Genomic DNA, 20,724 nt, shown 5'->3' with positions numbered 1-20,724 from the left:
AATTTACAAGGCGTAAATCTACTATTAAAAATGAGATCTGCAAATAATTATATCGTTTTAGTAATTTCATTTACCAATTCTAAAACAAGCTTGAATTGTTCCTCGCGATTCAAATGTGAATTATCAATTTCTATAGCATCTTCAGCCATAACCAAAGGAGAATCTTCGCGATGCGTATCAATGTAATCACGCTCCTCTACATTTGCCAAAACTTCTTCAAATGTTACAGTGTCAACTTTTGCGACCAACTCATCATAACGTCTTTGCGCTCTTGTAGTTGCACTCGCAGTCATGAAAATTTTAAGATCGGCATCCGGAAAAACTACGGTACCAATATCTCTACCATCCATTACAATTCCTTTATCTTTTCCCATTTCTTTTTGCTGTTCCACTAATTTGGTACGAACCTCAGAAACTTCGGCTACTTTACTCACAAAGCTTGACACTTCAATCGTTCTGATTTCGATTTCGACATTGACATCATTCAAATACATTTCAGCGAAACCCAAATCAGCATTGAATTTGAATTGCAATTTTATATTTGGCAGACTATTTATTAAAGTTTGTTTATCAAAAGAATCCGCATTTATGTAACCGTTTTGCATCGCAAAATAAGTTACTGCACGATACATCGCTCCCGTATCAACATAAATAAATCCTAAATGATTCGCTAGTTGGTTGGCCAACGTGCTTTTCCCTGTAGAGGAGAAACCATCAATAGCTACAGTAATTTTTTTATCCAAAATTTTTAATTTTAAGTTTTATGTTATACCAAAATCCTTATTGAAAATTAATTGTCAATCCAAAAAGACTTGTATTTCCGGCCAATGTATATCTGGAATACGAATAATTGAACTTTAGTTTATTTAATTTGAGTCCAAACCCCAATGAAACTCCTGAGAAATTCCGTTGTTCTAAAAGTCGTAATTCCTCTGCTCTTCTAAAATTATATCCTATTCGAAGGTTAAATGCTTTTTTAGGGAAGAGTTCAACACCCACAATTACGTGTCGTAAAGTATTATTCACAAAAGATACTTTTTCTTCGGTGGATTCTGCATTAAATGAAGATTCCGATCGTGCAGGATTTGAAAAAGCAATATTCCACTGCTGTAAATTCTCCAATGTAAGATGCCAGCGAACAGGCACATTTTCTAATTCCTGTGAAACTCCAGCTATTATTTCGAGTGGCAACTTTTCGTTAATACCATTATACGTAGAAAATTGAGTTCCAATGTTTCTGATGGCTAAACCCCAGTTTACATCGTTTCTTTCATCAATATACAAAGCACCGATATCAAGCGCTCCTCCAAAAGAATGATAGGTTTCTAAACTGGAAGAAATCAGTTTTGCACTGGCTCCAATGTGAATATCGGTATAAGGAATGTTGTAAGCATACCCAAAAGAAAGGGCTATTTCACTTCCTGTAAATTCTGCTGTTGGCTGACCATTTTCGTCATATCCTTCAAAATTGCCATAGTTGACGTAATTTACTCCAGCCTGAAAAGTTTGCAAATGACGGTCATATGTATACGCGTAAGAAGCTGTTCCGTAAGTCACTTCTTTGAAATAACTTCCATAATTCAAAGCTAGATGGTTATCCATTTCTGCATTTATAGTTGCCGGATTAAAATGAACCTGGTTAACGTCATCATCATAAATCGTAATTACTTTTCCTCCCAACGCTGCCTGTCTTGGCGACGTGACCAAGTTTAAAAACTGATAAGTATTCTTCCCTCCTATCTGACTGTAAGAAACAGCGCAAATAATAAGGAAACAGTATTGTAGAAGTTTTTTTAACATGCTCTAAATTGCAGTTGGTGTAAAATAAAAACGCAATTGCGAAGATAAAATTATAAATACAATAAATGGCAACTTTGAAACTCGTAATCGCAAATAAAAAATCCAAATTCCATCTCTTGAAAATCAAGTTTTGGAAGTTGGATTTTTAACATTTACAGGTTGTATTGATTACAAATCCTTTGCATTTTTAACTTTCTGATCGGTTAAAGCAAATTTTAATACTTCGCTCATTTCTTTCACATAATGAAAAGAAAGTCCTTCTAGATATTCTGGTTTTATTTCATCAATATCACTTTTGTTTTCATGACACAAAATGATTTCTTTAATATTGGCTCTTTTGGCTGCAAGAATTTTTTCTTTAATTCCGCCTACTGGCAACACTTTTCCACGCAACGTGATCTCTCCTGTCATAGCCATATTTTTCTTCACTCGTTTTTGTGTAAACAACGAAACTAATGAAGTTAACATTGCAATTCCGGCACTTGGACCGTCTTTTGGAGTAGCTCCTTCAGGAACGTGTAAGTGAATATTATATTTAGATAGTATCTCTGAATCCAGCCCCAAAAGTTTCGCATTTGCCTTAATATATTCTAAAGCAATGGTTGCAGATTCTTTCATGACCGTTCCTAAATTTCCAGTTATGGTCATGGTGCCTTTTCCTGGAGAAAGCAACGATTCTATAAACAGAATGTCACCACCAACAGAAGTCCAAGCCAAACCAGTTACCACACCAGCAACATCATTGTTCTCGTATTTATCTCTTTCTAATCTTGGTACCCCAAGCGTTTTTATGATATCTTCGTCCGTCACTTTTTTATTATACTCTTCTTCCATTGCAACAGATTTTGCTGCGTTACGGATTACTTGAGCAATTTTGGCTTCTAAACCACGAACGCCCGATTCACGTGTGTATCCTTCGACAATTTTCTCCAATTGTTTTTTACCAATAGTCAAATCTTTCGTAGTCATACCATGTTCTTTCAATTGTCTTGGAAACAAATGCTGACGCGCAATTTCTACTTTTTCTTCAATCGTATAACCTGACATTTTGATAATTTCCATTCTGTCTTTCAACGCTGGCTGAATCGCAGCCATATTATTTGAAGTCGCAATAAACATCACTTTCGATAAATCATATCCCATTTCAAGGAAGTTATCATAAAACGAATTGTTTTGCTCTGGATCTAAAACTTCCAGTAATGCTGACGATGGATCTCCTTGATTACTATTTGATAACTTATCAATTTCATCCAAAACAAAAACCGGATTTGATGTTCCTGCTTTTTTTAAACTTTGAATAATTCGCCCTGGCATGGCACCGATGTAGGTTTTTCTGTGTCCTCGAATCTCCGCCTCATCACGTAAACCACCGAGCGAAATTCGAACATATTTTCGACCCAATGCTTCTGCAATAGAACGCCCGATAGACGTTTTTCCAACTCCCGGAGGTCCTGTCAAACAAATAATTGGAGACTTCATATCATTTCGCAATTTTAAAACTGCTAAATGTTCTATCATTCTTTTCTTAACATCTTCAAGACCAAAATGATCTCTATCCAATATTTTCTGTGCTCTTTTTAAATCGAATTTATCTTTAGAATATTCATTCCAAGGCAATTCTAAGAATAACTCTAAATAGTTTCTTTGAATTCCAAAATCTGGCGCTTGCGGATTCATGCGGCGCATTTTAGACAATTCTTTTTCAAAATGTTTTTTGGTTTTCTCATCCCATTTTTTGGTCAAAGACTTCTGCAACATTTCGTCCATTTCTTCGTCCTGAGAAACGCCACCCAATTCTTCCTGGATGGTTTTCATTTGTTGATGGAGGAAATATTCACGTTGTTGTTGGTCTAAATCAAAACGAACTTTAGATTGAATGTCGTTTTTTAATTCAAGTTTTTGCAACTCAATATTCATATAACGAAGTGTCTCTAATGCTCTTTCTTTCAATTCATTAATAGCTAATAAATCTTGTTTCTCTTTAACCGATAAATTCATATTAGAAGTCACAAAATTGACTAAAAACGATTGGCTTTCAATATTCTTAATAGCAAAAGTAGCTTCACTAGGAATATTTGGACTTTCTTTGATAATCTGAATGGCTAATTCTTTGATTGAATCCAGAATCGCTACAAATTCAGTATCATTTTTCTTAGGTCTTTTTTCAGGAACTTCCTTAATTTTCGCTGTAATATAAGGCGTTTCATTAATAACAGAATCAATTTCGAAACGTTTTTTACCTTGAAGAATTACGGTTACATTCCCATCAGGCATTTTAAGCACACGCAAAATACGGGCTACAGTACCTATTTTATGAATATCATCTTTGGTTGGATCTTCATCTTCCTCATTGATTTGAGCGACAACTCCAATAGTTTTTCCAGCGGCATTAGCATCATTAATCAGTTTTATTGATTTATCGCGTCCCGCAGTAATTGGTATCACAACTCCGGGAAATAAAACCATATTTCGCAAAGGTAAAATGGCCAATAATTCCGGTAATGCCTCATTATTCATTTCCTCCTCATCCTCGGGAGTCAAAAGTGGAATTAAATCTGCTTCCGAATCAAATTCCTGAAGTGACAGATTGTCAATAGTAAGTATTTTATGATTTGACATATATTATTTAAGTCTTTTTGTCATTAAAAAATTCATTCTTTAAGCAAATATAAGGTTTCAAAATATTCTTTTTAGATAAAAGCAATGTTTAATCTTCATTATCTGCATAACGGTGAATGAGTCAATCTTTGTGCCAAAAGAAACTATCTTTATCCTATTTTTCATCAGAAAGTGATATTTTAGACACAACAAAAGCATCAAAATAAATAAAGATTTAAACCTCATAGAAAAATAGTTTTTATTCCTGTAAAAATAAATTTTGATTGTAATTTGAATTCACAATAGAAAAAAAAGTATTGGCTTTTTTTCAATATCAGCTAAATTTCGACTTTTCAGAATAGTTTTTAATCAAAAAATTAAATTAATTCTATGTTTTTATATGGTTCAATTTTTAATACGTTTGACCGCTGATTTTAGATACAACAAACAACAACCAAATAAAACAATTGAGCATTTTTTGATGCTTACTTAAGTGATTCGGGTGATATGATAATAGCTGGGAGAACCGTCAATTTTAGCAGTGATTTAAAGGATTACAATGCTAATGTTGATTGTGATTTTAAAACTAAAAACGCAAAAATTACAGTTTCTGGTTTAGGAGACAGTACAGTTTTCTACAGTGAAAGTCTTAATGCCAGAGTTTCGGGCTCGGGAGATGTTGAATATAAAGGTGATCCTAAGAAAAAAGATATAAAAATGAATGGTTCCAGTACCATCTCTAAGTCTTAACTCGACAATATTCTTTTAAAGTAAAGGTGTTCTATTTCTTTAGGACACCTTTTTTTGGAACTCTTCTCAACAAAACAACAGCCACAACAAAGAATACTCCCAAAAACACGATGGCAAGTCTTGGGCTGCCGGTAATTTGGTCAATAATTCCATACACTAACATGCCTATTACAATTCCAATTTTTTCAGCAACATCATAAAAACTAAAAAAAGAAGCGGTATCCTGCGTTTCTGGTAATAATTTTGAATAAGTGGAGCGGGATAACGCCTGAATCCCTCCCATCACTAGACCTGCAATAGATGCCATCACATAAAAATGTATGGGCAAAGTAATAAAAAATGCAAGTGCACAAAATACTGCCCAAATAAAATTGATCCCAATTAAAGTGGGAATATTTCCGAATTTTCCTGAAACTCTTGAGGTTATTATGGCCCCAAGAACAGCCACTAATTGAATGATTAAAATACAAATAATTAAACCCGTAGTACTTTCGGCTTTTGAAGACCAAGCAATTTCCTGTGCGCCAAAGTAAGTGGCAACAAGCATTACTGTTTGTACGGCCATACTCGAAACAAAGAAACTTCCTAAATATCGTTTTAACGCAATGTTTTCTTTTAATAAAAACCATACTTTTTTTAGCTCTTTAAAACCATTAAAAACAACATGGTGCGTTACTTTACGATTGGCGTTTTTATTGCCTTTTGGTAAAAAATAATACGTGTATTGACTAAATATAATCCACCACACACCTACCATTACAAAGGAATATCGCATGGCTTTCATCGCTGCTTCTCCATCAGTTCCTGTGATTCCAAAAAGTTTAGGTTTCATAATCATCGCTAGATTGATAATCAATAAAATCACACTTCCAATGTATCCTAAGGAATATCCTTTGGCACTAATTTTATCTTGTTGCTCCACATAAGCTATATCAGGCAAATAGGAATTATAAAAAACCAAACTTCCCCAATATCCAATCAATCCAAAAAAATAAAATGCCAATCCAATGTATATATTTTCCAGATTGAACCAATATAATCCCATACAAGACAATGCTCCCAAATAACAAAAGAACTTCATAAATGATTTTTTATCCCCCACATAATCAGCAATACCAGATAATAATGGCGAAATAATAGCGACCAATAAAAATGCAAAAGCGGTTACAAAACTAATTAAAGCTGAATTTTTCAGATGCAAACCGAAAACATCAATATAATGATCTCGTTCCGAAAATAAAGCCTCGTAAAAAATTGGAAATACGGCAGATGCGATGGTAAGCGTATAAACTGAATTTGCCCAATCATAAAAAGCCCAAGCGTTTAATAATTTGGTGCTTCCTTTTTGTAAATCTGCCATGATTAATTTTTTTATGATGCGAATTTATTTATTTTTTGCTTAGAATTTTTCAAAATTTAAATAATTCGACATTAACAAATCATTAACTACTATTAATCATTCGCTTGAAAAAAAAACAATTAAAAAAAGGGCTATCCCCTTTTGAGAATAGCCCTTTTAAATATTAAAAAATGTAATAATTTTAAAATATTATCTTCTAGTGATACCAACCTTAGCCGCTAAAGCTTTTGCTTCAGGAATTAATGCATTTAAGTTTGCAATTCTTGTAGCGTCAGACGGGTGTGTACTCATAAATTCTGGTGGTGCTTGTCCGGCTGATTGCGCAGACATTCTTTGCCAGAAGGTAATAGATTGTTCTGGATTATATCCTGCAATTGCCATTAAAGTAAGACCAATTTTATCCGCTTCCGTTTCGTGATTTCTGCTAAAAGGAAGCATTGCTCCATATTGCGTAGTTACACCATAAGCTTGTTGCCAGATTTGTTGGTTTTCAGCGCTTTTTCCACCTGTTGCAACAGCGACTCCTACCGCTCCTAATTGTTGCAATTGCGCAGCACTCATACGTTGCGCTCCATGATTTGCCAATGCATGAGAAACTTCATGTCCAATTACAGTAGCTAAACCTGAATCGTCTTTAGTGATTGGCAAAATTCCTGAATAAACAACAATTTTTCCACCTGGCATACACCATGCATTCACTTCTTTATTGTCAATTAATTTATATTCCCAACGGTAATCCTGTAAATATTGCGATTGCCCCAAATAGGTTAAATACTTTTCAGCAGCAGCTTTAATTCGCAACCCAACTGTTTCAACTTTTCTGGCATCAGCAGTTCCGGTAATTACTTTATTTTCCTTTAAGAAAGTACCATATTGTTGAAAAGAGGTTGGAAACAACGCACTGTTAGAAACAAAATTTAAACTTTTCTTTCCTGTTATAGGATTCGTTGCACAAGAATAAACTAATCCTACTGCAAAAATCCCTGCTATTAAATGCTTTTTCATAATTTTAGATTTTATATATTTATCAAAAATACAATTGTTATACACATTTAAATTTATATAATTAAATGTAAAAGTATCATCTTTTTTGTTATTCTCCTGTAATATGAAATGCCGTAAATCCTTTATCAACAATTAAGTAACTTTCATTTTCTAAAGTATTTCTATCAAATGATACTTCTACATTATCAATTTCGATCATTTTGACTTTAAATGGCAAACCAATTAGATTTATTTTATATTTTGTATAATTCGTCTCGTATTTCCCTTCTTTATGCAACTGAATAATCAGCTCTTTCTCTTTACCTGTGGCTTGAAATGATAAAAAGCTGTAACGTCCTTTTTTATAATCATAACCATCTTGGGCATCTTCATAAACTACTGATTTTTCTTTTCCTTCTTTATAATAAACATCTAGCGTTAACTCATCAAATTCTAATTCTCCAACATACTGTTGAACAGGATATTTAGGGATAATTGCTCCCGCTTTTACAAAAATTGGAATTTGATCAAATTTAGTGTCTACCCAAATTTCTTTTCCTCCTTTTACTTTTTCGTTGGTCCAATAATTATACCAGTTTCCACGAGGAATATACATTCTTCTGCCCAAAGCATTTGGTTCTAAAATTGGACAAACTAATATTTGATTTCCAAAAACAAATTCATCATTTCTGTAGTGCGTCTGAATATCTTCTTGATCGTAATACACTAATGGTTTCAACATAGGAATTCCTTCCTCAATGTATTGCCAAAACATAGTATATAAATAGGGCAATAATTGATACCTCAAATTGACAAATTTTCTGGTAATATCAATTACTTCTTCATCAAAAGCCCATGGTTCTTGATCTCCGTGATCTCCTGACGAATGCGTTCTGCAAAAAGGATGGAAAACACCCAATTGAATCCATCGAGCGTATAATTCTCCGGAAGGTTGTTCAGCAAATCCACCGATATCTGAGCCTGTGAAACCCATCCCGGAAATTGACATTCGTTGCACTTGAATATTTGCAATCCATAAATGCTCCCAAGTGGCAACATTATCTCCTGTCCATGAAGACGTGTAGCGTTGTGCTCCGGCGTATGCTGATCTTGTGATTACAAAGGGTCTTTTTGGATAAGCAAATCGTTTTACACCGTGGTAGGTGGCTCTGGCCATTTGAGTACCATAAATATTATGTGCTTTTCTATGACTACAAGGATTTCCATCGTAATCATGGCGTACGTCCATAGGAAATGTTTTATTAGGAACCTCCATTACTGCGGGTTCATTCATGTCATTCCACACTCCTTTTACTCCAATCTCCGAAATTAATTCTTTAAATAGTCCAGCCCACCATTCTCGTACTGCAGGGTTTGTATAATCCGGAAAATTACATTCTCCTGGCCAAACTTTACCTTTCATGTATGGACCGTCAGCTCTTTTACAGAAATAATCTTTTTCTAAAGCTTCTTTATATACGGCATATTCTTTGTCTATTTTTATTCCTGGATCAATAATTACAACTGTTTTGAAACCATCTTCTGCTAATTCAGCCACCATTCTCTTTGGATCTGGAAAATATTCTTTGTTCCAAGTAAAACATCGAAAACCTTCCATATAATCAATATCCAAATACAACGCATCGCACGGAATCTTCAACTCTCTAAATTTGGCAGCAACTTCTTTTAAATTACTTTCTGGATAATAACTCCATTTACATTGATGATATCCCAGTGCCCAAAGTGGCGGTAATTCAGGTTTTCCAGTCAAATCAGTATAAGTGGTAACTACATCTTGCATTTGTGGTCCATAAATGAAATAGTAATTCATTTCTCCGCCTTCTGCCCAATAACTGGTTACGTTTCTTCTTTCGTGACAAAAATCAAAATAAGTTCTGAACGTATTATCAAAGAATATACCGTACGACTGCTTGTTTTGTAGTCCAATGTAAAATGGAACAACTTTATATAATGGTTCCTGATCTTTTTGAAAAGCATATTGATCTGTAGCAAAATTCTCCAGTCTCTTTCCTTTCAAATTCAGTTGCGTTGCTTTATCCCCAAGTCCATAAAAACATTCCCCATCTTTTGAAGCCTTACTCATTTTTACGATATTCCCACCGTATTCATAGCTTTCTTCCCAATGGAACCCCAATTCATCCTCTAAAATAATATTATCCTCCAAATCATAAATAGACAATCTCATATCTATTTTTTGAATTCTGCATTTTACTTTACTTGTTTTTATCTGATAATACTCTTCCACTTCAGAAACCTCAAGAAAATTATATCCATGAGAATGACTTTTATCAATTGCATAAGAAAAATCATTACTGAAATATCCTTTTGTGGTAAATCTAAATCGGATTAAACTGTCTCTTAATACCGTTACTTTTAATATGACACTATTTTCAGTGTGAAAACATATGGAATCTACCTCATGTTCAAAAGAAACTATTTTTGTGGGATATAAATCTCCTTTGTATTCTAATTCTGTATTTGTAATCATGTTTTATGGTATTAATTCTAATCAATTTTTGGTTTCCAAAAATACAAAAATACTTTTAAGCTTATGTAGATCTGATGTTTATTAACGAAAACGTTGTAGTTTTTTTCAAATTAACAATCAGCAATATATACTAATGGTTTTCATTATAAATGAAAACCATTAATAATACTTATTTTAAAAAAAAGGAATTTTTTCGCTTATGAAATTTTAAATACAATCACACTCAAAGGAGGTAAAAGTAACTTAGTAGAATAATCTCTTCCATCATAAGGCATAGCCTCGATTGCTATTTTTTTAGAGTTAGAAACTCCGCTTCCTCCATAATTTGAAGCATCACTATTAAAAATTTCGGTCAATTTACCTTTTTTAGGTAAACCAATTCGATAATCAGAGCGCACCACTTGAGTGAAATTACAAACTACAATTACATCGTCTTTTGGATCATTTCCTTTTCGAATGAAAAACATCACAGCATTTTGATGATCGGAGTAATTAATCCATTCAAAACCTTCAGAACTGAATTGTTTTTCGTGTAATGCAGGTTGTGTTTTGTAGAGTTTATTCAAGTCCGTAATCAATTTTTTGACGCCGGCATGAAACGGATATTGTAACAAATGCCAGTCTAAACTTTCTGAAAAATTCCATTCGCTGATTTGTCCAAATTCACTTCCCATAAACAATAATTTTGTTCCGGGATGCATAAACATATAACCATACAGTAATCTTAAATTCGCGAATTTTTGCCATTCATCTCCTGGCATTCTTCCTGCTATGGATTTTTTTCCGTACACCACTTCGTCATGCGAAAGCGGTAACATAAAATTTTCCGAAAAAGTATAGGTCATCGAGAAAGTCAAATCATTTTGATGGTACTTTCTGTATACCGTGTCTTTTTGAAAATATTCCAAAGTATCGTGCATCCAACCCATCATCCATTTCATTCCAAAACCCAAACCACCTATAGATGTTGGTCTCGAAACCATTGGGAACGAAGTACTTTCTTCGGCAATAGTTTGTACGCCTTCAAAATTAGAATAAACGGCTTCGTTGAATTCTTTCAGGAAACTGATAGTATCTAGATTTTCTCTTCCACCGTAAATATTAGGTTCCCATTCGCCATCATTTCTGGAATAATCCAAATACAACATCGACGCGACAGCATCAACGCGAAGCGCATCAGCATGATAATGTTGCAACCAAAATAACGCATTACTGATTAAGAACGAACGAACTTCGTTTCGTCCATAATTGAACACTAAACTTTTCCAATCAGGATGATATCCTTTTTTACGATCTGGATGTTCAAAAAGATTCGATCCGTCAAAAAATCCTAAACCATGAGCATCGTCAGGAAAATGGGAAGGAACCCAATCCAGAATTACTCCAATCCCGGCTTCATGCAATTTATCTACCAAATGCATGAATTCCTGCGGATTCCCAAAACGGGAAGTTGGCGCAAAATATCCCACTAATTGGTATCCCCAAGACGGATCGTAAGGATACTCCATTATTGGCATGAACTCTACATGAGTAAATCCAGTTTCTTTCACATAGTTTACTAAATCTTCGGCAAATTCGAGATAAGTTAAAAACCGATTTTCATCTGTGTGACGTTTCCACGAGCCTAAATGTACTTCATACACTGAATAAGGTTTGTCTAAACCATTATGATTTTGACGGGTTTCCATCCAGCTAGCATCTTTCCATTTATACTCTAAATCCCAAACTACTGATGCTGTATGCGGTGGTTTCTCACAATAAAAAGCAAACGGGTCGGCTTTCTCAGTAATAATTCCACCATTATTGGATTGTATTTTATATTTATAGGTGGTTCCTTTTTCTACATTTGGAATAAATCCTTCCCAAATACCGGAAGAATCCCAACGAACTTCTAAAAGATGCTCGCCTTGTGTCCAAAAATTAAATTCCCCAACAACAGAAACGGAATGCGCTGTTGGTGCCCAAACGGCAAAATAAACACCATTCACTCCGTCAATCGTTATAAGATGTGCACCTAATTTTTCGTAAAGGCAGAAATGTTTTCCAGCTTTAAATAAATCAATATCAAAATCGGTAAAAAGGGAATGCGAGATAACTTTACTCATATAACAATTGTATGCTTCTGCTTTGTGTAAAAATCAGAATATTAGTATAAGAAAAACAGTTTTTAGGTTTACTTAATGATGTAATTATCTGGTATAACTGCTCCTTTTTTGATAACAACAATTCCGTCTTTTATGGCATACAACTCATTAGAAAAATCTTCTAAATGGTTTCCACCATTGATGTAAACATCATTACCAATTCTGCAGTTTTTATCCACGAGAGCATTGCTTATAAAACATCTTTCCCCAATTCCAACCAATTGTCTGTCGCTTTTAAGATCTTCATTCATATCATCAATATTCTGATAGAAATCATTACCCATTACGTAACTGTTTTGGATTATGGTTCCTTCCCCTATTCTAGATCGAATACCAATTACAGAACGATTAATTTCTTTCGCATTCAAAATGCAACCTTCTGAAATCAATGATTTATCAACCATTGTTTTTTGGAATTTTGATGGTGGCAACAATCTTGGTCTGGTAAATATTTTATTCTCGTTATCAAATAAATTAAATTTTGGCAAGTCATCTGTTAATCCAATATTCGCTTCAAAAAAGGAATCAATATTACCAATATCCGTCCAATATCCTTCATATTGATAACTTAAAATCTTTTTGTGCCCTACTGCTTGCGGAATAATTTCTTTGCCAAAATCTTTGGTTTCTTTATTGGACATTATCTCTACTAACAGTTTTTTGTTGAAAATGTAGATTCCCATCGAAGCTAAGTAATTTTTTCCTTCACTTTTCATTTGTTCACTCACATCTGATTCCCAGTCTGGCAACAATTCTTTAGCCGGTTTTTCAATAAAAGATTCAATACAGCTTTCGGAGTTTGTTTTTAATATCCCAAATTCAGGCGCATCTTTAGCATTTACTGGCAAAGTAGCAATAGAGATATCAGCTTCGTTCTTTATGTGTTCTTCCAACATATCGTTGAAATCCATTTGGTACAACTGATCTCCTGAAAGTATCAACGCATAATCGAAATCATGGTTTAAGAAATGAGGCATACACTGTCTTACCGCATCAGCAGTTCCTTGAAACCAAGTTGGATTGTCAGGAGTTTGTTCTGCTGCAAGAATATCAACAAAAGCATGGCTAAAAATACTAAAGTTATAAGTGTTTTTGATGTGCGCATTTAAGGAAGCGGAGTTAAACTGCGTCAATACAAACATCCTGTAAATATCTGAATTCATACAATTTGAAATTGGAATGTCAACCAATCTATATTTACCTCCAATTGGCACAGCTGGTTTTGATCTTGATTCTGTCAACGGATATAATCTAGATCCTTGTCCTCCACCTAAAATTATTGCAATTACATTTTTCTTTTTGGCTTTCATTTCTTGTTAATTATTAGTTTGTACATTTCTATATATTCCTGACAAACACGCTCCCAAGAATGGTCCGTGCTCATTCCTATTTTTCTAATTTTATTAAAATGTTTTTTGTCGTCATATAAATCGACTGCTCTCTGAATCGAATAACATATATCGCCAACTGTGGCCTGATCATGACAAATCCCGTTTCCGTCATCGCCAAAATCAATTACCGTATCTCTTAGTCCACCCGTTCGTCTCACAATAGGAATTGTTCCGTAGCGTAACGAATACATTTGGTTCAAACCACAAGGTTCTACTCTGGAAGGCATTAATAAAAAATCAGAACCGGCGTAAATCAAGTGCGCTAGTTCTTCATTGTATCCAATGAAAGTATTGTAATTTCCCTTATAATCTTGTAACAAACTATTCAATTGATTTTCAATAACTTTATCTCCAGAACCTAAAATTAAAATATTGATTTGTTGATAATTTTCTGATAACGCAAGCGCTGCGGCATGTGGTAATAAATCACCTCCTTTTTCTTCTAATAATCTTCCTATGAAACTAAAAAGTGGTTTTGTTGGATCCAGATTAAATAGGTTACATAACTTTTCTTTATTTTCCTGTTTTCCTTTTTCGAAATTTTTAATTGAATAGTTTTTTTCCAGCATCGCATCTTTTGCCGGATCCCAAACTTCGATATCAATTCCGTTTAAAATTCCTCTGGATTTATAGCGCACTAGATTAAATAAGGATTCTAGTCCGTTTGCTGAAGAATTGATTTCATTCAGATAATTAGGCGAAACTGTAGTAACAGCCCAAGCACATTTAATGGCTACTGCCAATGAATTGATGCAATTATCCCATTCTAAAACGTTGACATGAGCCAAATCAAATTCTGGTAAATAATACAATTTATCAAATCCAAACTGACCTTGATACAAACCATTATGAATGGTAATCATAGAAGGAATATTCCGTAATTTTTCGTATTTGTGGCAATACAACATCATAAATGGAATCAAACCCGTATGATGATCGTGACAATTAATGACATCAGCAACTTCGCTTCTGCCTGAAATCCAATCCAAAGTTGCAATTTGGAAAGATAAAAAACGCTCGATATCGTCTTGATATCCATAAACATCTTTTCTATCAAATAATTCCTGGATTTCAACCAAATACAATTCAAATCCTAACTTATCTGTTTTTTCTTTAAGAATATTAAAAGGAAAATTGAAATCCCCCAACTTTACATGCCCCCAATAGACACATTCAAAATCATTTTCTTTTTTAAATTTTGTGTCATAGCAAGGCATCACTACACGTACTTTATCTCCTGCATTATTTTGATATTTTGGCAAAGCGCCAACAACGTCAGCTAAACCTCCTACTTTCGCAACGGGATAACATTCTGCGCTGATATGAAATATTTCCATTTATGAAATTTTAATGTTTTCAGTAAATTCTTCTATGATTGGAATATTTAATATTTGAGTCTTTTATGTTAATACCAATAAAAAACTTTATAAAAAATACTACTTTTATGTTTTTCTAAATTTACTAAAAAATTTATAGAATAATAACTCGGTTAAAAATTTATTGAAATGACAAAAAAAACTTCTAATCATACCCAATCATTGAAAATTCCTAAGATAATTTTATTAACCAGTAAATTAATCTCTTTTATTTCTCCAAAACTAATTACATTATTTGCTGCTAAACTCTTTACGACACCGATAAAACATAAAATTCCAAAAAGAGAATTAGAAATGGATTACAAAAGCATTCAAAAATTAATCCGAGTGCCCGCAATTGATAAGGAGGTTGTTTTGTATCAATATGGAAAAAGCGAGAAGAAAATTTTATTAGTACACGGTTGGTCAGGACGCGGAACTCAATTATTCAAAATAGCCGACGAATTATTAAAAGCCGGATATTCAACTATTAGTTTTGATGCTCCAGCGCATGGAAAATCACCCGGTAAAACTACTATTATGGTCGATTTCATCGCTACAATTTTAGAAATAGACAAGCAATTTGGACCGTTCGAAGCAGCTATTGGTCATTCATTAGGAGGAATGTCCGTTTTAAATGCGATAAAAAAAGGTTTAAAAGTAAATCATGCCGTAGTAATTGGCAGTGGAGACATTGTGGAAGATATTATGGATGATTTTGTAGCAAAATTAGAATTAAAACCAGCTGTAAGCACTCTTTTACGACTCTATTTCGAAAAAAAATATGGAGAAAAAATGAATAGTTATTCTGCTTTCCTAGCCGCTAAGGAAACTGCTATTCCAGTTTTAGTAATACATGACAATCACGATCCTGAAGTTCCTGTAAAGGCTGGAATTCACATTCATAAATATTTAAAAAATGGAGAGTTACTATTAACAGACGGATTAGGACATAGAAAGATTCTAGGCAACCCTAAAGTAATTGAAAAAACAGTTCAATTCATCCAAAATAAATAATTGAAATACAACACTATACAATTAATAAAAAAAATAATCATGAAATATCCTGTAGAAAAAACCGAACAAGAATGGAAAGAACAATTAGGCGCGGAACGCTATAGAATTCTTCGACAAAAAGGGACTGAATATCCGCACGCGGGAACTTATAACTTGCTTTATGAAAAAGGAACCTATTGCTGCGGCGCATGTGGAGAACCTTTGTTCGAAAGCAATTCTAAGTTTGATGCTCATTGTGGATGGCCATCATTTGATGAATCCATTCCTGGAAAAGTTGAATATATTTCAGATGTTACACATGCCATGAAACGTACCGAAATCCTTTGTGCAAATTGCGGCAGCCATTTAGGGCATGTGTTTGATGACGGACCTACGAAAACCGGACAACGCTACTGCGTAAACTCTTTATCAGTGGACTTTAAAGAATAGTGATACGGATTTATTTGAAAACGCAACGGAATGGGCTAAAAATTTAGAACCATTATAACAAATATGTAGGGAAAAAAATATTAGTTAGAGTATCATAATTTACACCAACTTATTTTGACGATTGTTTTGTAAGCGCAGAATTCCGATGCCAATGTTAATAAAATTGCCCCAATCGTATTTGAAGCATACATAAATATGGAAAGTGTAACGATTTCTAATCAGGAAACATTATTCCTGTGTATCTCTAAAGTCAGAAATTTTGGAACCAAAGCAAAATGGCTTTTAAAAATAGCGCAAACCACCCAAAAAGACGAAAACATTCGACTTACCATGGAAGGTTTAGTTTCGTTAAAAGAAATCGGTAGATGATTCGCTAATCTAATTCTTCGAGAAGCACAAGTTCCTGCAGTAGGTATGATCACCGATTTACATATTATTAGAGTAGCTCCAAGAATTGGAACAGTAAAAGAAACCAAAGATGAAATTTAAGCTGAAAAACAGTTGATACAAGTGTTACCAAAAGAATTTTGGGGAGAAATTAGGATGGCTATTTCCTTTTTAGAAGAGACATTTGCCGCCCATAACTCAAATGTCCAGAATACTTAATTAACTCCATTTGAGAATATTAGAGAAAAATAAAAGGGTAAAAAGTGATTCACTCTTTACCCTTTTTAATATTCTTTATTGTGTAAATAATTATATAAAAGAAGGCTTAAATGCTGGTTTTAGTCGCTTTTTAGATGCTTGTTCATACGCATAACCTAATCCGATTAATTCTCCTTCAGTGTACGGAGTTCCAAAAAAAGATAAGCCAACGGGTAAGTCATACACTATCCCATTTGGAACAGTAATATGTGGATATCCACTTGCCGCTGCTGGCGATGTCAAAGAATATCCTCCCCAGCGATCCCCGTAAATCATATCAATACTGCAAGCAGGGCCCATGGTTATTCCACAGATGGCATCCAACTTATTTTCTTCAAAAACAGCTTTTAAAACACTTTTACTTCCTTCGAAACTTGCAGCTAATGCTTCTATGTATTTTTTATCATCCAAACCTTTTTTTGCGTTAGAACTCTCTAATGTTTCTTGTTTAAAATAAGGCATTGCTTTATCTTCATTACTGCTATTAAAATCTATTACATCCTTTAAAGTTTTTACTTTTGCATTGGCCGTAGCCAAGTAGCTGTTCAATCCGTCTTTAAATTCATATTGTAAAACTTCAAATTCGGCTTGACCAAAAGCATTAATTTTATCGAAATAGTCAATTTCGACAATGACGGCACCTTGCTTTTTTAGTAAGTTAAGGGCATCGTTTAAAAGGGCATTGATGTATTTATTATTTCCTTGTGGTTTTTTCTCAATACCAATCCTTTTTCCTTTCAAAGCGTTTGCATCTAAAAACGTCGTGTAATCTTTATGAGCTTTCCCTTTGCTTTCAAGCGTTACAGTATCATCTTGGTCAATTGCAGCCATTGCTCCTAATAAAATGGCAGCATCGGTTACGGTTCTAGCCATTGGACCAGCTGTATCTTGTGTTTTTGAAATTGGAATAATTCCTGAACGGCTAACCAAACCTACTGTTGGTTTGATCCCCACAATTCCGTTTACCGAAGCTGGACAAACAATAGAACCATCCGTCTCGGTTCCAATAGCAACTACGCAAAGATTGGCTGACACAGCGGTACCTGATCCCGCACTGGAACCACATGGATTGTGATCTAAAATGTAAGGATTTTTAGTCTGCCCGCCTCTGCTACTCCATCCGGAACACGATTGCGTGGAACGAAAATTTGCCCATTCGCTCAAATTGGTTTTACCAATGATTATTGCTCCAGCCTCTCTTAGTTTTTTAACTACAAAAGCATCTTTTGAAGCAATATTTCCTGCCATTGCCAAAGATCCTGCAGTTGTTTGCATTTTATCGGCAGTGTCGATATTGTCTTTTATCAAAACAGGAATTCCGTGTAAAGGCCCTCTGCTTTTACCTGATTTTAATTCTTTATCCATTGCAACAGCAATAGTTACTGCATCCGGATTGATTTCGATAACCGAATTCAATTGAGGACCATTCTTATCTACCGCTTCAATGCGTTTCAAATACAGTTGTACTAATTGTTCCGAAGTATATTTTCCGGAAGTTAATTTCTCTCTTAAACTGCCAATGGTTTCTTCATCCAGTTCAAAGGCTTCATTAGAATCTCCTAATGGTACTGAATCTTCATTCTTTTTGGTACTGGAGGTGCAACCGGTAACCAAAAGTGTGGTAAACCCTGCTGAAGCAAGAGTTGCAGTAGTTAAAAAAGATCTTCTTTTCATAGATAAAATTATTTATTTGGTTAGCGATTTATTAAACGAGAAACTAAAGTAGTTTTTTTTTGCCAGATAAAATAACCTATTAATTGGAACAAATGTTAAAGTTTAGATAGTGCGCAGAGTGGAATAGAAAAATCCTATTCTGGATAAGGAATAGGGTTTACATATGATATTGTAGTCAGTTCAGAGAAAATAAATTTAAACATTAAGCATTTTTCCAAATTTCATATTCTTCTAAATCTACTTTTACCTGACTAAAAACTAATCCTAAAACAAAAATATCATCTATATATCCAATCACAGGGATAAAATGGCTCAATCCTAAATATTGTGGGGAAATATTAAAAAAGGGATATTTGCATTTATAAATAACTACCGATGTCAGATTCATATAGCGAATTTATCAAATTATTATTACCTGAAATAATAGTAGAATACTTTGAACTAATTTGTTACGAAAAAGCAGAAGAAGTACTTCATCTTTACTTAAAAGAGGTCAATTCCATTTCCAAAGAATATCGTCCACACAAATTAAGTTCCACAGGATTCTTTGAGGAGATAACCGTTGCGGATTTCCCAGTTCGTGGACATCAGGTGTACTTGCACATCACCCGCAGAAGATGGCTTAATGAAGATACTGGGCAAGTAGTGTTTAAAGATTGGAATTTAGTGGCAGACGGAACTCGGGTAACACAGGAGTTCGCGTCTTTTTTAAAAGAGATCAATAGATTCCAAGCCAAATGATTGTAATGCTATTGCTACCTTTTACGGAGTCACAGGTAAAAAACTGCAACATCAATACAAAGATTTCTTAAGTGATTTCAGAACCTGGGATCAACTATCACATGCCAAACAATGGCTGATTTTTGCCAAAAATTTAGGCAAACGTTTATCAATAGATGAAACTTCACTCTCCAATGGCGAACTCTATACTTTTTTAACTAACAAAGCAGGCAAGGGAAAGAAATGGAGCATAGTTGCCATGATTGCCGGAACTAAAGCTGAAACTGTAATTTCTATTATTGAAAAAATCCCTCTCAAAGCGCGCAATCAAGTTACAAAGATTACATTGGACATGGCAGCAAATATGGGATTAATTGCCAAGAAATGTTTTCCAAATGCTATACGGGTAACCGACCGATTCCATGTACAAAAGCTAGCCTTGGAAGCATTACAGGAAATTAGAATCAAATACCGTTGGCAAGCCATCGATCAGGAAAATGAGGCTATTGAGAAAGCCAAGAAAACCAATAAGAAATTTGAGATGAAAACTTTAATTAACGGAGATACTCTTAAGCAGTTACTGGCCCGAAGCCGTTACTTTCTGTATAAAAACAAATCAAAATGGTCTAAAAACCAAATAGACCGTGCCGCATTATTATTTGAATTGTATCCCGATATCGAAAAAGCATACAATTTAGCGCAAGATTTAAGAAATATCTTTGAGAAAACAACCGATTAAAATTATTGGACTTTCTAGGTTAGCCAAATGGCATGAGAAAGTAAATCAATCCGGGATTAAGTCTTTCAATACAATCTCAAGATCTATAATGAATCATTATCACACCATATTGAACTATTTTGATAACAGAAGCACAAATGCTTCGGCTGAATCTTTCAATGCCAAAATAAAAGCATTTAGATCGCAATTTAGAGGCGTTAGAAATATAGAATTCTTCCTTTTTAGACTAACTAATATTTATTCTTAATTTTTATCGCTCCACAGGTTTTCGACTTGATCCTATCGCTATTTCAGGACGGGACATATAAAACAAAAAAGCCTATCTTTTCAGATAGGCTTTTCAAAGAAAGGCGACGACATACTCTCCCACATAACTGCAGTACCATCTGCGCAGGCGGGCTTAACTACTCTGTTCGGGAAGGGAAGAGGTGAGCCCCGCCGCAATAACCACCTTAAGAGGTTATAATTGCTTTGGGCAATTATTGTAATGTTGTTTACATCTTATAAACATCAATTACATAATATCTTAACATACTGAGATAAAGAAAATAAAAAGTGTTAGAAAGTTTCTTCCCCGGGTTACCCCGGGGAAAAGCGTACATAAGCTTA

At 34.2% G+C, this 20,724-nt stretch carries 17 protein-coding genes, 1 rRNA gene and 1 pseudogene; 7 read left to right on the top strand and 12 right to left on the bottom strand.

Features of this window, described 5'->3' with window-relative positions:
* Nucleotides 1–47: 47 nt before the first annotated feature.
* The 3 genes from cmk to lon all read right to left on the bottom strand — a co-directional run bounded on the left by cmk (nucleotide 48) and on the right by lon (nucleotide 4,419).
* A complete protein-coding gene (gene cmk / locus BMZ76_RS08225; RefSeq protein WP_091204760.1) occupies nucleotides 48–743 on the bottom strand; it encodes a (d)CMP kinase in 696 nt (231 codons plus the stop codon).
* A 37-nt stretch (nucleotides 744–780) separates the two neighbouring features.
* Nucleotides 781–1,800 (bottom strand): type IX secretion system protein PorQ, encoded by a 1,020-nt coding sequence (porQ, locus tag BMZ76_RS08220; RefSeq protein WP_091204758.1) that lies wholly within the window; start codon nucleotides 1,798–1,800, stop codon nucleotides 781–783.
* Between the two features lie 168 nt (nucleotides 1,801–1,968).
* A complete protein-coding gene (lon, locus tag BMZ76_RS08215) occupies nucleotides 1,969–4,419 on the bottom strand; it encodes an endopeptidase La (protein WP_091204756.1) in 2,451 nt (816 codons plus the stop codon).
* Between the two features lie 477 nt (nucleotides 4,420–4,896).
* On the opposite strand from lon, the pseudogene BMZ76_RS08210 reads away from it, so the two are divergent.
* Nucleotides 4,897–5,148, top strand: a pseudogene (locus BMZ76_RS08210) (GIN domain-containing protein); the annotation flags it as partial.
* Between the two features lie 31 nt (nucleotides 5,149–5,179).
* Here BMZ76_RS08210 and BMZ76_RS08205 read toward each other — a convergent pair.
* From BMZ76_RS08205 to BMZ76_RS08180, 6 genes are all read right to left on the bottom strand, one after another.
* On the bottom strand, nucleotides 5,180–6,508 hold the full coding sequence (locus BMZ76_RS08205) for an MFS transporter (protein WP_091204751.1): 1,329 nt from the start codon (nucleotides 6,506–6,508) through the stop codon (nucleotides 5,180–5,182).
* Nucleotides 6,509–6,697: 189 nt separating this feature from the next.
* On the bottom strand, nucleotides 6,698–7,513 hold the full coding sequence (locus BMZ76_RS08200; RefSeq protein ID WP_091205031.1) for a M48 family metallopeptidase: 816 nt from the start codon (nucleotides 7,511–7,513) through the stop codon (nucleotides 6,698–6,700).
* An 88-nt stretch (nucleotides 7,514–7,601) separates the two neighbouring features.
* Nucleotides 7,602–10,001 (bottom strand): glycoside hydrolase family 31 protein, encoded by a 2,400-nt coding sequence (locus BMZ76_RS08195; RefSeq protein ID WP_091204748.1) that lies wholly within the window; start codon nucleotides 9,999–10,001, stop codon nucleotides 7,602–7,604.
* Between the two features lie 197 nt (nucleotides 10,002–10,198).
* Nucleotides 10,199–12,106: a 1,4-alpha-glucan branching protein GlgB gene (gene glgB, locus BMZ76_RS08190; protein ID WP_091204746.1), complete on the bottom strand. Its 1,908-nt coding sequence runs from the start codon at nucleotides 12,104–12,106 to the stop codon at nucleotides 10,199–10,201.
* Nucleotides 12,107–12,174: 68 nt separating this feature from the next.
* Nucleotides 12,175–13,455, bottom strand: coding sequence for a glucose-1-phosphate adenylyltransferase (locus tag BMZ76_RS08185; protein ID WP_091204744.1), 1,281 nt, complete (start codon nucleotides 13,453–13,455; stop codon nucleotides 12,175–12,177).
* Nucleotides 13,452–14,873 (bottom strand): glycogen synthase, encoded by a 1,422-nt coding sequence (locus BMZ76_RS08180; RefSeq protein ID WP_091204741.1) that lies wholly within the window; start codon nucleotides 14,871–14,873, stop codon nucleotides 13,452–13,454. The genes BMZ76_RS08185 and BMZ76_RS08180 overlap by 4 nt, the downstream gene beginning before the upstream one ends.
* A 168-nt stretch (nucleotides 14,874–15,041) precedes the next feature.
* Here BMZ76_RS08180 and BMZ76_RS08175 point away from each other — a divergent pair, with 168 nt between their 5' ends.
* From BMZ76_RS08175 to BMZ76_RS15900, 3 genes are all read left to right on the top strand, one after another.
* The gene (locus BMZ76_RS08175; RefSeq protein ID WP_091204738.1) at nucleotides 15,042–15,908 is read left to right on the top strand and encodes an alpha/beta fold hydrolase; all 867 of its coding nucleotides are present in this window, start codon (nucleotides 15,042–15,044) and stop codon (nucleotides 15,906–15,908) included.
* Nucleotides 15,909–15,947: 39 nt separating this feature from the next.
* Nucleotides 15,948–16,337, top strand: a complete 390-nt coding sequence (msrB, locus tag BMZ76_RS08170) for a peptide-methionine (R)-S-oxide reductase MsrB (RefSeq protein ID WP_091205028.1) — start codon at nucleotides 15,948–15,950, stop codon at nucleotides 16,335–16,337.
* Nucleotides 16,338–16,532: 195 nt separating this feature from the next.
* Nucleotides 16,533–16,706, top strand: a complete 174-nt coding sequence (locus BMZ76_RS15900; RefSeq protein ID WP_167547438.1) for a hypothetical protein — start codon at nucleotides 16,533–16,535, stop codon at nucleotides 16,704–16,706.
* A 327-nt stretch (nucleotides 16,707–17,033) separates the two neighbouring features.
* Here BMZ76_RS15900 and BMZ76_RS08165 read toward each other — a convergent pair whose 3' ends face one another.
* Complete coding sequence (locus BMZ76_RS08165; RefSeq protein WP_091204736.1) at nucleotides 17,034–18,656, bottom strand: amidase; 1,623 nt, start codon at nucleotides 18,654–18,656, stop codon at nucleotides 17,034–17,036.
* A 202-nt stretch (nucleotides 18,657–18,858) separates the two neighbouring features.
* Nucleotides 18,859–18,972, bottom strand: coding sequence for a DUF1232 domain-containing protein (locus BMZ76_RS15895; RefSeq protein WP_167547437.1), 114 nt, complete (start codon nucleotides 18,970–18,972; stop codon nucleotides 18,859–18,861).
* Between the two features lie 59 nt (nucleotides 18,973–19,031).
* Between BMZ76_RS15895 and BMZ76_RS08155 the strand changes: the two genes are divergently transcribed.
* From BMZ76_RS08155 to BMZ76_RS16565, 3 genes are read left to right on the top strand one after another with little or no spacing between them, the layout of a single operon-like run.
* Complete coding sequence (locus tag BMZ76_RS08155; RefSeq protein WP_091204731.1) at nucleotides 19,032–19,397, top strand: ISAon1 family transposase N-terminal region protein; 366 nt, start codon at nucleotides 19,032–19,034, stop codon at nucleotides 19,395–19,397.
* Entirely contained in the window at nucleotides 19,378–20,115 is a 738-nt protein-coding gene (locus tag BMZ76_RS08150) for an ISAon1 family transposase (protein WP_449756619.1), read from the top strand. Before BMZ76_RS08155 ends, BMZ76_RS08150 begins: the two co-directional genes overlap by 20 nt.
* Nucleotides 20,096–20,362, top strand: coding sequence for a transposase (locus BMZ76_RS16565; protein WP_449756579.1), 267 nt, complete (start codon nucleotides 20,096–20,098; stop codon nucleotides 20,360–20,362). The genes BMZ76_RS08150 and BMZ76_RS16565 overlap by 20 nt, the downstream gene beginning before the upstream one ends.
* A gap of 98 nt (nucleotides 20,363–20,460) precedes the next feature.
* Here the strand turns inward: BMZ76_RS16565 and rrf are convergent.
* A 5S ribosomal RNA gene (gene rrf / locus BMZ76_RS08145) occupies nucleotides 20,461–20,570 on the bottom strand.
* Nucleotides 20,571–20,724: the final 154 nt, after the last annotated feature.

This window comes from Flavobacterium xueshanense, from assembly GCF_900112975.1.
Classification (GTDB): domain Bacteria; phylum Bacteroidota; class Bacteroidia; order Flavobacteriales; family Flavobacteriaceae; genus Flavobacterium; species Flavobacterium xueshanense.
The sequence above is the reverse complement of the archived record's forward strand: the minus strand, read 5'-3'. Positions and strand labels throughout refer to the sequence as shown.

Coding starts and splice junctions, on each gene's coding strand:
- glgB (WP_091204746.1), bottom strand. CDS start 12,106: ATGAGTAAAGTTATCTCGCATTCCCTTTTTACCGATTTTGATATTGAT.
- porQ (WP_091204758.1), bottom strand. CDS start 1,800: ATGTTAAAAAAACTTCTACAATACTGTTTCCTTATTATTTGCGCTGTT.
- BMZ76_RS08180 (WP_091204741.1), bottom strand. CDS start 14,873: ATGGAAATATTTCATATCAGCGCAGAATGTTATCCCGTTGCGAAAGTA.
- BMZ76_RS08165 (WP_091204736.1), bottom strand. CDS start 18,656: ATGAAAAGAAGATCTTTTTTAACTACTGCAACTCTTGCTTCAGCAGGG.
- BMZ76_RS08155 (WP_091204731.1), top strand. CDS start 19,032: ATGTCAGATTCATATAGCGAATTTATCAAATTATTATTACCTGAAATA.
- BMZ76_RS15900 (WP_167547438.1), top strand. CDS start 16,533: ATGGAAAGTGTAACGATTTCTAATCAGGAAACATTATTCCTGTGTATC.
- lon (WP_091204756.1), bottom strand. CDS start 4,419: ATGTCAAATCATAAAATACTTACTATTGACAATCTGTCACTTCAGGAA.
- BMZ76_RS08205 (WP_091204751.1), bottom strand. CDS start 6,508: ATGGCAGATTTACAAAAAGGAAGCACCAAATTATTAAACGCTTGGGCT.
- msrB (WP_091205028.1), top strand. CDS start 15,948: ATGAAATATCCTGTAGAAAAAACCGAACAAGAATGGAAAGAACAATTA.
- BMZ76_RS08185 (WP_091204744.1), bottom strand. CDS start 13,455: ATGAAAGCCAAAAAGAAAAATGTAATTGCAATAATTTTAGGTGGAGGA.
- BMZ76_RS08200 (WP_091205031.1), bottom strand. CDS start 7,513: ATGAAAAAGCATTTAATAGCAGGGATTTTTGCAGTAGGATTAGTTTAT.
- BMZ76_RS08195 (WP_091204748.1), bottom strand. CDS start 10,001: ATGATTACAAATACAGAATTAGAATACAAAGGAGATTTATATCCCACA.
- BMZ76_RS08175 (WP_091204738.1), top strand. CDS start 15,042: ATGACAAAAAAAACTTCTAATCATACCCAATCATTGAAAATTCCTAAG.